The organism is Streptomyces sp. NPDC048664 (assembly GCF_040650555.1).
Taxonomy (GTDB): domain Bacteria; phylum Actinomycetota; class Actinomycetes; order Streptomycetales; family Streptomycetaceae; genus Streptomyces.
The window spans coordinates 1-13,289 of the sequence record NZ_JBEZHK010000049.1; the positions used below are offsets into that span (position 1 = coordinate 1).

Annotated in this window: 10 protein-coding genes; 6 read left to right on the plus strand and 4 right to left on the minus strand. The window is 73.5% G+C overall.

Annotated features, from left to right (window positions below; all coding sequences use genetic code 11):
• Positions 1 to 2,222, minus strand: a 2,222-nt coding sequence (locus tag AB0C59_RS33535; protein WP_363011399.1) for an amino acid permease, incomplete at its 3' end; no start/stop codon positions are given.
• 131 nt (positions 2,223 to 2,353) lie between these two features.
• Between AB0C59_RS33535 and AB0C59_RS33540 the strand changes: the two genes are divergently transcribed.
• Positions 2,354 to 2,929: a hypothetical protein gene (locus AB0C59_RS33540; RefSeq protein WP_363011401.1), complete on the plus strand. Its 576-nt coding sequence runs from the start codon at positions 2,354 to 2,356 to the stop codon at positions 2,927 to 2,929.
• Positions 2,922 to 4,082, plus strand: coding sequence for a damage-control phosphatase ARMT1 family protein (locus AB0C59_RS33545; protein ID WP_363011403.1), 1,161 nt, complete (start codon positions 2,922 to 2,924; stop codon positions 4,080 to 4,082). The genes AB0C59_RS33540 and AB0C59_RS33545 overlap by 8 nt, the downstream gene beginning before the upstream one ends.
• On the opposite strand, the gene AB0C59_RS33550 is transcribed toward AB0C59_RS33545, so the two are convergent.
• Both AB0C59_RS33550 and AB0C59_RS33555 read right to left on the minus strand, forming a co-directional pair.
• Positions 4,075 to 5,313 (minus strand): cytochrome P450, encoded by a 1,239-nt coding sequence (locus AB0C59_RS33550; RefSeq protein ID WP_363011405.1) that lies wholly within the window; start codon positions 5,311 to 5,313, stop codon positions 4,075 to 4,077. The two genes, AB0C59_RS33545 and AB0C59_RS33550, sit on opposite strands and share 8 nt — an antisense overlap.
• 8 nt (positions 5,314 to 5,321) lie before the next feature.
• Positions 5,322 to 6,143 (minus strand): alpha/beta hydrolase, encoded by an 822-nt coding sequence (locus tag AB0C59_RS33555; protein WP_363011407.1) that lies wholly within the window; start codon positions 6,141 to 6,143, stop codon positions 5,322 to 5,324.
• Between the two features lie 177 nt (positions 6,144 to 6,320).
• Between AB0C59_RS33555 and cyc2 the strand changes: the two genes are divergently transcribed.
• The 3 genes from cyc2 (at position 6,321) to AB0C59_RS33570 (ending at position 10,759) form a co-directional block, all read left to right on the plus strand.
• A complete protein-coding gene (cyc2, locus tag AB0C59_RS33560; RefSeq protein ID WP_363011409.1) occupies positions 6,321 to 8,513 on the plus strand; it encodes a germacradienol/geosmin synthase Cyc2 in 2,193 nt (730 codons plus the stop codon).
• 166 nt (positions 8,514 to 8,679) lie between these two features.
• Positions 8,680 to 9,801 (plus strand): aminopeptidase P family protein, encoded by a 1,122-nt coding sequence (locus AB0C59_RS33565; protein WP_363011411.1) that lies wholly within the window; start codon positions 8,680 to 8,682, stop codon positions 9,799 to 9,801.
• Between the two features lie 13 nt (positions 9,802 to 9,814).
• Entirely contained in the window at positions 9,815 to 10,759 is a 945-nt protein-coding gene (locus AB0C59_RS33570; protein WP_363011413.1) for an aminoglycoside phosphotransferase family protein, read from the plus strand.
• Between the two features lie 27 nt (positions 10,760 to 10,786).
• On the opposite strand, the gene treZ is transcribed toward AB0C59_RS33570, so the two are convergent.
• Entirely contained in the window at positions 10,787 to 12,532 is a 1,746-nt protein-coding gene (treZ, locus tag AB0C59_RS33575; RefSeq protein ID WP_363011446.1) for a malto-oligosyltrehalose trehalohydrolase, read from the minus strand.
• A 170-nt stretch (positions 12,533 to 12,702) separates the two neighbouring features.
• Here treZ and AB0C59_RS33580 point away from each other — a divergent pair, with 170 nt between their 5' ends.
• Positions 12,703 to 13,254 carry a DUF1707 and FHA domain-containing protein gene (locus tag AB0C59_RS33580; protein ID WP_363011415.1) on the plus strand — a complete coding sequence of 184 codons (552 nt, stop codon included), beginning with the start codon at positions 12,703 to 12,705 and terminating at the stop codon, positions 13,252 to 13,254.
• Positions 13,255 to 13,289: the final 35 nt, after the last annotated feature.

Sequence of the window (13,289 nt, forward strand, 5' to 3'; positions counted from 1 at the left end):
AGGGTGGCGTCCTCGTCGACGGGGCCGGGCAGGAGCGCTGCGACGGCTTTGTCGCACAGTTTTTCGAGTGATGCGTGGTGGTCGGCGAGGACACGCGCGAGGTGACCGAGGGCGACGTCCCGGCGGGCGGTCGCCTGGAGCAGTCCGCCGGTGAGGAACGCGATCAGGCTGTCGGGCGGGAACCGCAGCTCCGCGCTCTCGTAGGGCAGACCGATCACACCCAGGGGCGGCCCCGGTGGCAGGTCGGGGAAGCGGGCGACACCGCCCTGCGGATCCACGATCGCGAGCACCGGCTGTCCGGCCCGCGCCAGGCTGCAACGGCCCGAGACGGGGTCGTACACGGCGTACAGGCAGGTCACCCCCTGCGCCTCGCCGTCGTGGTGCTGCCGGCCGAGGGCGCGGGAACGGAGCGGTTCGCTCTCGTCCGCGGTCTGTTTGACGAGATCGTCCAGGTGGGCCAGGAGTTCGTCGGGGGCGAGGTCCAGGCGCGCCAGGACCCGCAGACCCGTGCGAAGACGGCCCATGGTGGCCGCGGCCCGCAGCCCGTGGCCGAGCACGTCGCCCACGACCAGGCCGACCCGCGCCCCCGACAGCGGGATCACGTCGAACCAGTCGCCGCCCACGCCCGAACCGCTGTCGGCGGGCAGGTACCGGCTCGCCGAGTCGACCGCCGTCTGCCGGGGCAGCCCCTGCGGCAGCAGGCTGCGCTGCAGCTTGAGGGCCACGGAGTGCCCGCGGGTGATCACGGGCATCAGCGCGAGGCCGATCAGCAGGGCGCCCAGGCCCACGACGGTCACCCCGCCCGTCGGCCCGATCAGCGGCAGGTCCACGGTGGTGGCCCCGTACCCGGGGGCCGCGTAGACGTAGGCGGCGTAGAGGAACAGGCAGAGCATGATCAGCCCGCCGAGCCCGGGCAGGACACCCTTGAAGACCAGGTCCTTCGGGCTGCGGGTGAGGACCGAGCGGTGGTACCAGAGGCAGGCGAAGCCGGTCAGCCCGTAGTGGAAGGTGATCGCGAGGCCGACCGAGTCCACCGAGTCCACCAGGAAGTTCTCGCTGAACGACGCCAGCAGGACGAGGAAGGCGATCGAGAGCGCTCCCATGCCGACCGTCGACCAGGTCGGGGTGAGGAACCTGCGGTGCACCCGGGCGAACTGGGAGGGCACCGCCTTGTGGACCGCCATCGAGAACACGGTCCGGGCCAGCGGCAGGATCGTGGTCAGGGTGGAGGCGAGCGCTGAGGTCAGCACCATCAGGACCAGCAGCCTCGACAGCAGCAGCCCCGTGTCCCGGCTGCCGAAGACCGCCTGGCCGAGCCCGGAGAGCACATCGCCCGAGTTGCCCGCGTTGCCCAGACCCGTGCCCGAGGTGCCCACCCCGGCGAAGGCCTGCGCGGACGTGGACACCAGCGCGTACATGACCAGCAGCAGCACGGTGGAGACGATCGCGGCGCGCCCGGGGATACGGGTGCTGTCGGCGGTCTCCTCGTTGATCGACACGGCCGTGTCCCAGCCCCAGTAGATGAAGACACCCGCGAGGATTCCCGAGGTCAGCGCCTTGAGCGACGACACCTCGAAGGGGTTGAACCAGGACGCGGAGACATGGATCGCCGTCGGGGGAGCGTCGGTGTAGACCCGTACCAGCGCGGCGACGGCGAACACGATCAGCATCACCACCTCCAGGCACAGCAGCCAGCGCTGCACGGCCGCCGAGAAGGTGATGCCGACGTAGCAGACCGCGGTCATCACCGCGATCCACACCACCCCCGCCACGGTGGTCCACAGCCGGTCCCCGGCCAGCCGGTCCATGCCCAGCAGCGCGAAGCTGTACGTTCCGGCGATCTGGGCGAGGCTCGCCATGACGATGACGTTGGCGACGATGATGCCCCAGCCGCCCATCCAGCCGGTCCGCGGCCCGAACGCGCGGGTCGCCCACGTGAAGGTCGTCCCGCAGTCCGCGTTGCTCGCGTTCAGCTCCCGGAACGCGTAGGCGATCAGCAGCATCGGGACGAACGCCAGCATGGTGACGATCGGCGCCTGGAGCCCGACCGCCGCCACGATGAGGCCGAGGGTGGCGGCGAGGCTGTAGGCGGGCGCCGTGGAGGCAAGCCCGATGACGACCGAGGAGAACATGCCCAGGGCGTCGTTCTTGAGCCCTTTCTGGCCGGCCCCCGTACCTGGGGCGGGGCGGCCGGGGGGCTCGCCGTGGCCGAAGAGCCTCACACTTGATTGCAACCCGGGCTCCCATCGGGCGCAACAGCGCGCGGCGCCGGGCGTGTCGGGCGCGGAGAGCCATCCGGTGGCGACCGCTCGTGATCGTAGGGCGGGATTCCGGCGGCCGATACCGTACGCGCATGACGACGGAGCGCGCCCCAAGGGCTGCTGAAGTGATATGTCCGGGTTGCGGTGCGGCCGGGGTGCGCGCGGTCCCGGAGGTCTGCGCCGATCGCACGGCCATGCGCGACGGCCTCGCCGACCGGCTGGCCCGGACCCCGGAGGTCGCCTCCCGATTCGACGGATGGCTGCACTTCCTGGAGGGCATGGTCATGGTCGGCGTCGGAGTCGCCCTCGCCTACAGCGGCGTCGAGAGCCGCAAGCCGCTCTACACCATCGGCGGATCGCTGCTGGCCGTGCTGCTGCTGGTCGGCACGATCGTCGTGGTGCGGGGCGAGGGCCGCGACCGGGCCCTGGTGACGGCGGGTGAGCCCCGCGCCGACGCGCTGTGGCGATCGGCGTACTACTGCCCCGGATGCGCGTCGGTGTTCTGCGCGGGCGGCACTCCGTGGCAGGGTCTGCTGACGCCCGAGCAGTTCAAGAAGCTCGTGTGGACCGAGGCGGGCTACGCGAAGCAGCTCGAGGAGCGGTTCGAGGACGTGGACCTGCCCCCGGGGACCACGACCGGCCCCCCAGGAAGCCGAGACCATGCCTGACGCCCCCGTGATCCTCGCCGACCAGCCCGGCTCGTTCCCGCGCGGTGTGCTCGCCGCACGGCACCCCGCGCTCATCCGCGCCGTGCGGGAGGCCTTCCCGTACGGCCCCGGGCAGCGGCGCGCGCTCGAGGAACTGCTGCTGTGCGCCACCGAGGGCGTGATCGGACCGCTCGGCACCGAGGCCGACGAGACGTGGGCGCGCTGGGGCGCCCGGGAGTACCTGGGCCGCTCCTGGTTCGAGGTGCCCTTCCTGTGGTCCGAGAGCTACTTCTACCGCAGCCTGCTCCAGGCCGTCGGCTACTTCGGACCCGGCGCCTGGCAGGGCCTCGACCCGTTCCGGCCCTTCAAGCTCGCCGAGCTCGACTCCCCGGAGACGGACGAGGAACTGGCGGCGCTGGACCGGCTCGCCGAGCAGCCCCTGGACGAGCAGGCGCACGCCCTCCTCCGCGGCGCGCTCTGGGGCAACCGCGCCGACCTCGGCTTCCGCCTCTCCGCGCCCGGCACCCCCGCGCCGGTCAGCCGGCTCGTCGCGGACGAGACCGAGGCCCTGTGGGCGCTGCTGCCCGCCGACACGGTCTGCCTGGTCGCCGACAACGCGGGCCGCGAGCTGATCCCGGACCTGCTCCTGCTCGACCACCTGATCCGCCACGGGCGGGCGCGGCGGGCCGTGCTGCAGGTGAAGGCCCACCCCTACTACATCTCCGACGCCACCACCGCCGACGTCGTGGACGCCGTGCGCCGGCTGACCGCCGCGAAGGGCGCCGCCACCGGCGCCGGGGAGCGCCTGTGGGCGGCGATGGCCGACGGACGCCTGGAGGTGCGGGCCCATCCCTTCTCCTGCGCCCCGCTGCCGTACGCGGACATGCCCGAGGACCTGCGCACGGAGTTCGCCGCGATGGACCTCACGATCTTCAAGGGCGACCTCAACTACCGCCGCCTGGTGGGCGACCGGCACCATCCGCCCACCACACCCTTCGAGGACGCCACGGCCTACTTCCCCGGTCCGGTCGCGGCATTGCGCACCCTCAAGTCCGACGTGATCGTGGGACTGGACGCGGACACCGAGGCGGCGCTGGTCGCGGCCGAGGAGCAGCGGTGGCGTACGAGCGGGGCGCACGCCCTGATCCAGGTCGCCTCGCCCCGGATCACCTGAGCTGGAGCCGCAGCGACTTCAGGCCGTTGACGAAGTTCGACACCAGCCTGTCGGGCGGCGCGGCGAGACGGGGCGCGGGCAGCACCCGCAGCGCCTCCTCGTAGAGCAGCCGCAGTTGCAGCCGGGCGAAGTGCGCGCCCAGGCAGACGTGGGGGCCGTCCCCGAAGGAGACGTGCGGGTTCGGCGCCCGCGACAGGTCGAGCCGGTCCGGGTCGGCGAAGACACGGTCGTCGCGGTTGGCGGACGCGTGGAAGACGACCACCTTGTCCCCCGCCCGGATGGGCTGCCCCGCCACCTCGGTGTCCCTGACCGCCGTCCGCCGGAAGCTCAGCACCGGTGGATGCCAGCGCAGCAGCTCCTCCACCGCCGAGGCGAGCGGGTGCAGCCCCGCGCGCAGCTCCGCGTACGCCGCCGGATGCTCCGCCAGCGCGAGCAGGCCGCCGGGGGCCGCGCCGCGCACGGTGTCGTTGCCGGCGATCGTCAGCAGGAAGAAGGCCATCTCCAGTTCGGGGCCGGTGATGTCGGTGTCCGTGGCGAGCGCGGTCAGCAGGTCGTCGGCCGGATGGTCCCGCTTGTGGGCGGCCAGGCGCCGGGCGTAGGCGAACATGTCGCCCAGCGCCCCCGGCGAGCGGGGGTCCACGGGCCGGCCCGCCGTGTCGGTCCGTGTCCCACCGGACTCGTGCGGGTCCTGGTAGCCGATCACGCGCCGCGTCCAGTCCAGCAGCAGGCCGCGGTCGCCGGCGGGCACGCCCAGCAGGTCGGCCAGGTTGAGGACGGCGTAGTCGTCGGTGACGGCGGCGACGACATCGCAGGAGCCGTCGCCGTCCCGCGCCCGCTCCAGCGCGCGGGCGAACAGGGCGCGAGCCCGGTCGCGGGCGAGCTCCGCGAAGCGGTCGATCCGGCGCGGGGTGAAGGCCCGGCTGACCACCCGTCTCAACCGGCCGTGCGCCGGCGGGTCCTGGTTGAGCATCATGCGGCGGATGAACGGCAGGTCGCCCGGATCGGGGTCGCGGATCTGGGTGGCGCCCAGGTGCGAGGAGAAGGCAGCCGCCTCCTTGAGCACGCGTACGACGTCGGCGTGGCGGGTCACCGCCCAGAACCCGGGGCCCGCGGGCCAGCCGAGCACCTCCGGCTCGCCCTGCCAGGAGACCGGGTGGTGGTCACGGAGCGCGCGGTACGCCGCGTGCGGAACCCCCTCGGCGTACCGCCGAGGATCGAAGACGTCGGGCACGCGGGTGCTCACACCTCGGACGTCTCGCCGGCCGACCCCGCCGCCGCGGGGGTGCGCTCCGCGTCGTCGGCGCGCAGGAAGTCCTCCACGGCGCGGATGAGGTCGAGCGGGGACTCGTCCATCGCGTAGTGGCCGGCAGAGGGCAGTTCGACGAGCGAGCCGTGCGGATACCAGCGCAGCCAGGTCTCCCGCAGCAGGCCCGCCGACAGCGCGGGATCGAGCGCGCCCACGACGGCCAGCGCGGGCACCGCCGCGCCGGTGACCTCGGCGTGGAAGTCCTCCGCGGCCCAGGAGTCGAGCCAGGCCCGGAACGCCTTGGCGTCGCTCAGCGCCAGCGACCGGGCGACCATGCGGTCCAGCCAGGCGGCGGGCGCCCGGCCGCCGGTGGTGATGTCGATGATCACGCGCCGGTTCTCCGGCCGGTGCGCGGCGTTCGTGAACAGCTCCCACTGCTCGACCGGCATCCGCAGCCCCGAGGCGGGCACCGGCGAGACCCCGACGATCCTGCGCAGCCGCTCGGGCGCGCGTGCCAGCAGCCGCTGCGCGACCGCGCCGCCCATCGAGTGCCCGACGACCGAGAACCGCTCCCAGCCCAGCCGGTCGGCCAACTCCAGCAGGTCGGCGGCGGCCTCGGCGGTGCCGAACGCCCCGGCGGCGTCCTTGGCCGCCCCGTACCCGCGCAGGTCCACCAGGGCGTAGGTGAAGGTCGAGCGGTCCAGGTCCGGCAGCACCGGCGCGTACGCGGTCCGGTCGGCGAACCAGCCGTGCACGGCGAACACCTTGTGGGCGCCGTCGCCGTGCACCTCATGAGGCAGCACGAAGGAGGTCATGCGACCAAGGTGGCCCGGGGCGGGGGCGTCGGCAAGGGGGCGTGCGGAGCACCGGGCGTGCGGCGTGCGGCACGGGACGGGCGGGCACCGGGTTCCCCTCGGCCTCCGATTCACGCGATGGTGTGACCATGTGTCACCGTGCGGATGGCGCGCCGGGGCCACGGGTAGGGCCCGGCCATGACGCAGCCGTTCGAACTCCCGCACTTCTACATGCCGTACCCGGCGCGGTTGAACCCGCATGTCGACGAGGCCCGCGCCCACTCCACGCAGTGGGCGCGGTCGATGGGCATGTTGGAGGGTTCCGGCGTCTGGGAGCAGCACGACCTCGACGCGCACGACTACGGGCTGTTGTGCGCCTACACGCACCCCGACTGCGACGGCCCGGCCCTCTCCCTGGTCACCGACTGGTACGTGTGGGTGTTCTTCTTCGACGACCACTTCCTGGAGGCCTTCAAACGCACCCAGGACCGCGCGGCCGGCAAGGCCCACCTGGACCGGCTGCCCCGGTTCATGCCCCTGGACCTCGCCACCCCCGTGCCGGAGCCCGAGAACCCGGTGGAGGCCGGACTAGCCGACCTGTGGGCGCGCACGGTCCCCTCGATGTCCCTGGACTGGCGCCGGCGGTTCGCCGTCGCCACCGAGCACCTGCTCAACGAGTCGCTGTGGGAGCTGTCCAACATCAACGAGGGGCGGATCGCCAACCCCGTCGAGTACATCGAGATGCGCCGCAAGGTGGGCGGCGCCCCCTGGTCCGCCGGACTCGTCGAGTACGCGACCGCCGAGGTGCCCGACCGCGTCGCCGCGTCGCGGCCGCTGCGCGTCCTGATGGAGACGTTCTCCGACGCGGTCCATCTGCGCAACGACCTGTTCTCCTACCAGCGCGAGGTCGAGCAGGAGGGCGAACTCAGCAACGGCGTCCTCGTCCTGGAGACCTTCTTCGGCTGCACCACCCAGCAGGCCGCGGACGCGGTCAACGACGTCCTCACCTCCCGCCTGCACCAGTTCGAGCACACCGCGGTGACCGAAGTGCCCGCGCTGGCCCTGGAGAAGGGCCTGACCCCGGACGAGGTCGCGGCCGTCGCCGCCTACACCCAGGGCCTTCAGCACTGGCAGTCCGGCGGCCACGAGTGGCACACGAAGTCCAGCCGCTACATGAACAAGGGCGTCCGGTCCAGGGAGCGGCCCCTCGGGCTGCCCGGCACCGGCACCAGCGCGGCCGATGTGCGCGCCCTGCTCGCGGACGCCGGGGCGCCCCGGCTGCGCGCGTACACCCACGTCCCCTTCCAGCAGGTGGGCCCCTCGCTGATCCCGGATTTCCACATGCCCTACCAGGTCGAGCTCAGCCCCCATCTCGACGGCGCCCGGGACCGCCTCACTCCCTGGATGTGGCGCACGGGAATGCTCCAGGAGGGCGTCTGGGACGAGGACAAACTGGCGGCGGCCGACCTTCCGCTGTGCGCGGCGGGCCTGGACCCCGACGCCACCCCCGAGGCGCTGGACCTCAGCTCCCAGTGGCTGGCCTGGGGCACCTACGGGGACGACTACTACCCGCTCGTCTTCGGCGGCCGCCGCGACCTCGCCGGAGCCAGGGTCCACACCGAGCGGCTGTCGGCGTGCATGCCGCTCGACGGCGAGGAACCGCCCCTGCCCGCCGACGCCATGGAGCGCGGCCTGATCGACCTGTGGGCCCGCACCACGGCCGCGATGACCCCGGAGCAGCGCGCCTCGTTGCGCGCCGCCGTGGACGCGATGACCGAGAGCTGGCTGTGGGAGCTGTCCAACCAGACGCAGAACCGGGTCCCGGACCCCGTCGACTACCTGGAGATGCGCCGCGCCACCTTCGGCGCCGACCTCACGAAGAACCTGTGCCGCATGGGGCACGGCCCCGAGGTCCCGCCGGAGGTCTACCGCAGCGGACCGGTCCGCGCCCTGGAGAACGCGGCCATCGACTACGCGATGCTGGTCAACGACATCTTCTCGTACCAGAAGGAGATCCAGTACGAGGGCGAGTTCCACAACGCGGTGCTCGTCGTGCAGAACTTCTTCGGCTGCGACTACCCGACGGCCCTGGGCGTCGTCCATGACCTGACGACCCAGCGCATGGAGCAGTTCCAGCATGTGGCGGCCCATGAACTGCCGGTTATCTACGCCGACTTCGAGCTGTCCGAGGAGGCCCGCGCGATCATGGACAGCTATGTCGCGGACCTGGAGAACTACATGTCCGGCATCCTCAACTGGCACCGCGGCTGCCATCGCTACGGCGCGCAGGACCTGGCCCGGCGCGTCCACGGCTTCGTCCCGGACCTGGCCATGTCCGTGCCCGTCCCGGCCGCCGCGCCGAGCCGGCGGGCGGTGACGGTGGCGTCCTGACCCCGCCGGCGCCGCGCCCGGCCGCCGCACCCCTGGGCGACCGGGCGCCGCCGGCACATACGGAACCTTCCGCCGCCACGTACGCGATCGGCTCGCGTCCGACGGGGCGGAAGGGCAGGATGCTGCCCGTGGACCTGGGAGACCCGGACGACCTCGGAGGACATGGATGACAGGCACCCCCGCGCCCTTCACCGCCGAGGACTACGCGTCCCGGATGCGACGGGCGACCGAGGCCGCCGACGCGGCCGGGCTCGCCGGACTCCTGATCGCTCCCGGCCCCGACCTGGTGTGGCTGACGGGATACCGCCCGGGAGAGACCGAGCGCCTCACCCTGCTCGTGCTGCGGGCCGGCCAGGAACCCGTCCTCGTCGTGCCGACGCTGGAGGCCCCGGACGCGGCGAAGGCGGCCGGAGCCCCGGCCCTGACCCTGCGCGACTGGACGGACGGCCACGACCCCTACGAGGTGTCCGCCGCCCTGCTCGGCTCCACCGGCCGCTACGGCATCAGCGACAACGCCTGGGCCATGCACCTGCTGGGCCTGCGTGAACGGCTCCCGGACGTCGACCACGTGGCGCTCACCCGCGCCCTGCCGATGCTGCGGGCCGTCAAGGACGCGGCGGAGCTGGAGCGTCTGGCGGCCGCCGGTGCCGCCGCGGACGCCACCTACGAGGAGATCCGCACGGTGGGCTTCGCCGGGCGCCGCGAGCGCGAGGTCGCCGCCGACCTCGACGCCCTGCTGCGGCGGCACGGCCACTCGCAGGTCGACTTCACCATCGTCGCCTCGGGCCCCAACGGCGCCAACCCGCACCACGAGGTGGGGGAGCGGGTCATCGAGCGCGGCGACATGGTCGTCCTCGACTTCGGCGGCCTCAAACACGGCTACGGCTCGGACACCTCCCGCACCGTCCACGTCGGCGAACCCACCGCGGAGGAGCGCGCCGTGCACGACGTGGTGCGCGCGGCGCAGGAGGCCGGCTTCCGCGCGGTCCGGCCGGGCGCCGCCTGCCAGGACGTGGACCGGGCGGCCCGCGCCGTCATCGCCGACGCCGGGTACGCCGAGTACTTCATCCATCGCACCGGGCACGGCATCGGGGTGACCACGCACGAACCGCCGTACATGATCGAGGGCGAGGAGCAGCCGCTCGTCCCCGGCATGTGCTTCTCCGTGGAGCCCGGCGTCTATCTGCCCGGCCGCTTCGGGGTCCGGATCGAGGACATCGTGACGGTGACCGAGGACGGCGGGCGCCGCCTGAACAACACCTCGCGCGAGCTGGCCACGGTCGACTGACGACGGCGCGATCATGACCCAGGCACCGACACCGACGGCCGAGACCGTACGCCGACTGGTCCGCTCCCTGCTCCCGCCGGGCGGGGACAAGGACGGGGAGCCCGCCGTGACGCCCGTGGCCGCGAGCGGCGGGCAGGCCACCTGGTGGGTCGGAACCCGCCACGTCCTGCGGCTGGCGCTCGACGCGGACGCCTCGGCGCGCCAGCACCGCGAACTGCGCCTGCGGGGCCTGGTCCGGCCGTACACGGGCCTGGCCGTGCCGAAGAGCGTGGCGCGCGGGGAGTGGGCCGCCGGGCTCGCGTACACCCTCGACACCCGGCTGTCCGGCAGCACCGCGGAGCGGCCCGCCGTGTCGGCGATCGGAGAGGCGGACCTCGCGGCGCTGCTCACCGGGCTGCGCGGGGTGCCCGTGCGCCAGGCCGAGGGCCTCGGGGTGCCGCGTCGCGCGCCACGCTCGCTGGAGTCGGTGCGGAGCGCGGCCGTCGCGGCCGCCGCGCTCCTGGCCGAGCGGGACGAGTTCGATCCCGCCCGGCTCGCACAGCTCACCCTGCCCGCGGCCCGGCAGCTGACCGCCCATGCGGCCGCGGCCCTGGTGCACCACGGCCTCGGCGGCGACCACCTCGTGATGAGCGCCGACGGCCGGGTGCGCGGTGTGCTCGGCTGGGCGGACGCCGTCCTCGGCGACCCGGCCGAGGACATCGCCTCCCTCGCCGCCGCCCTGGGCTCACCGGCCGCGGTGCGGGCCGCCACCCTCGCCGACTACGGGGCCCGGCCCTGTCTGCGCGGGCTGTGGCTGGCCCGCTGCGACGCCCTCGTCCGTCTCGCCGAGGCGTTCGAGGGCCGGGGCGACGGCACCCCGCCCCCGGTGCTGCGCGCCCGGCTGCGCCACGCCTGGGAGTCGATCATGCTGGAACGGGTCACCGAACTGCCCGAACTCCCCGACGAGGAAGCACCGTAGAGCGCCCCGGCCCTCACCCCTCGCCTCTCACTCCTGGACCAGCACCACGCACGACTCGCCCGGCAGGTCGAGCACCCCGTCCTCGTCCAGGGGCGCCAGGGGCTCCCAGGCGGCCAGCACGCGCGCGTCGCGCAGGCCCAGGGGGACGCGGGCCGGCTCCTTGCCGAGGTTCACCGCGACCCGGACGTCCCCCCGGCGGAAGGCGAGCCAGCGGGCGTTCTCGTCGAAGGAGACCTTCACGTCCTCGAAGTCCGGGTCCGCGAGGTCGGGTTGGGCGTGGCGCAGGGCGATCAGATCCCGGTACCAGGCGAGCACACGCGCGTGGTGTCCGTGCCCGGGCTCGGTCCAGTCGAGGCAGGAGCGGTCCCGGGTCGCCGGGTCCTGGGGGTCCGGCACGTCCTCCTCGGCCCAGCCGTGGGCGGCGAACTCCCGCCGCCTGCCGCGCCGCACGGCCTCGGCGAGATCGGGATCCGTGTGGTCGGTGAAGAACTGCCACGGCGTGCCCGCGGCCCACTCCTCACCCATGAACAGCATCGGGGTGAACGGGGCGGTGAGCACCAGGGTCGCCGCGCACGCCAGGAGCCCCGGCGACAGGGACGCCGCCAGGCGGTCCCCCTGGGCGCGGTTGCCGACCTGGTCGTGGGTCTGGGAGTAGCCGAGCAGCCGGTGCGCGGAGACCTTCGTACGGTCCAGGGGGCGCCCGTGCCGCCGGCCGCGGAAGGTCGAGTAGGTGCCGTCGTGGAAGAAGCCGCCCGTCAGCGTCTTGGTGAGGGCGGCCAGGGGTGCGCGCGCGAAGTCCTCGTAGTAGCCCTGGGACTCGCCGGTCAGGGCGGTGTGCAGGGCGTGGTGGAAGTCGTCGTTCCACTGGGCGTGCAGCCCGAGGCCGTTCTCCGCGCGGGGCGTGATGACCCGCGGGTCGCCGAGGTCGGACTCGGCGATCAGGAAGAGCGGCCGGCCCGTCTCCGCGGCGAGCGCGTCCACCCGCGCCGACAGTTCCTCGAGGAAGTGGGTCGCGCGGGTGTCGCACAGCGCGTGCACCGCGTCCAGGCGCAGTCCGTCGAGCCGGTGGTCCCGCAGCCAGGCCAGGGCGCTGCCGATCAGATACGCGCGCACCTCGTCCGAACCCGGTGCGTCCAGGTTCACGGCCGCGCCCCAGGGGGTCTGGTGCGTCTGGGTGAAGTACGGGCCGAAGGCGGGCAGATGGTTGCCGGAGGGGCCGAGGTGGTTGTGCACCACGTCCAGGACGACCCCGAGGCCGAGGGCATGGGCCCGGTCGACGAACCGCTTCAGCGCCTCGGGTCCGCCGTAGGGCTCGTGCACCGCCCACAGGGACACCCCCTCGTACCCCCAGCCGTGCCGCCCAGGAAAGGGGCACAGCGGCATCAACTCCACGTGTGTGATGCCGAGTTCCGCGAGATGTCCGAGTCGTTCGGCCGCCGCGTCGAGCGTGCCCTCGCGGGTGTACGTGCCCACGTGCAGCTCGTAGAGCACCGCGCCCGCCGGTCCGCGCCCCGCCCACGGGCCGCTCCAGACGTACGCCTCCTGGTCGACCACGGCGCTCAGTCCGTCCGGGCCGTCCGGTTGGCGGCGCGAACGCGGGTCGGGCAGGACGGGGCCGTCGTCGACCGCGAATCCGTACCGTGTGCCGTCGCCGGCCCGGGCCTCGCCCGTCCACCACCCCGCTCGGCCCGCGTCCCGCTCCAACGTGCTCGTGGCGCCGTCGCAGTGGAGCGTCACCGCGCCCGCCTTCGGTGCCCACACCTCGAACCGCACGGACGTACCCCCTCGTCTGCTCATCGGGATGCAGCGCGTCCATGGTGCTGCACGGGCGAGCGACGCACCCCCGGATCCGCCCTATTCCCCCCACCGAGTCCCTCCGGACGAAGGAGGCGCCGTCCGGCGTTTCCTGGACACTCCGGGCCACCTGCCCGACAATCACATCCGTGTCGTCATCTTTTGAGTTCCACACGTATCCCGCGCGGCTCACGGACGCCGAGCGCGACAGGGCACTGAAGGTGCTCCGCGACGGGGTCGCGCTGGGACGGCTCACGCACGACACGTTCGTCCACCGCATGGAACTGGTCCTGGCGGCGCGGCAGCCGCACGAACTGGCCGCGCTCACCGCCGACCTGCCCGCCGAGCGGAGCTGGTCGCGGCTGGTGTTCGGCGCCGTGGAGGCGGTGTCCGGATTCACGGTACGGCTGCGCCGCGCCTGGCAGGCGGAGCGGCTGCCCAAGCTGCTGCTGCCCGCGTCGGACGGCGCCCGCACGCTGCTCATCGGCCGCGACCCCGCGAGCGGTCTCAGGCTCTGCCACGAGACCGTCTCCCGGGTGCACGCCGAGCTGTCCCGGCAGGACGGCCTGTGGGTGCTGCGCGACCTCGGCTCCACCAACGGGACGACCGTCAACGGCCGGCGGGTGATCGGCGCGGCGTTCGTCCGCGCGGGTGACCAGGTGGGCTTCGGGACGATGGCGTTCCGCCTGGCGGTGGACTGACCTCTTCGGGTGACTCCCGCTGGGGTCGCCGGGCC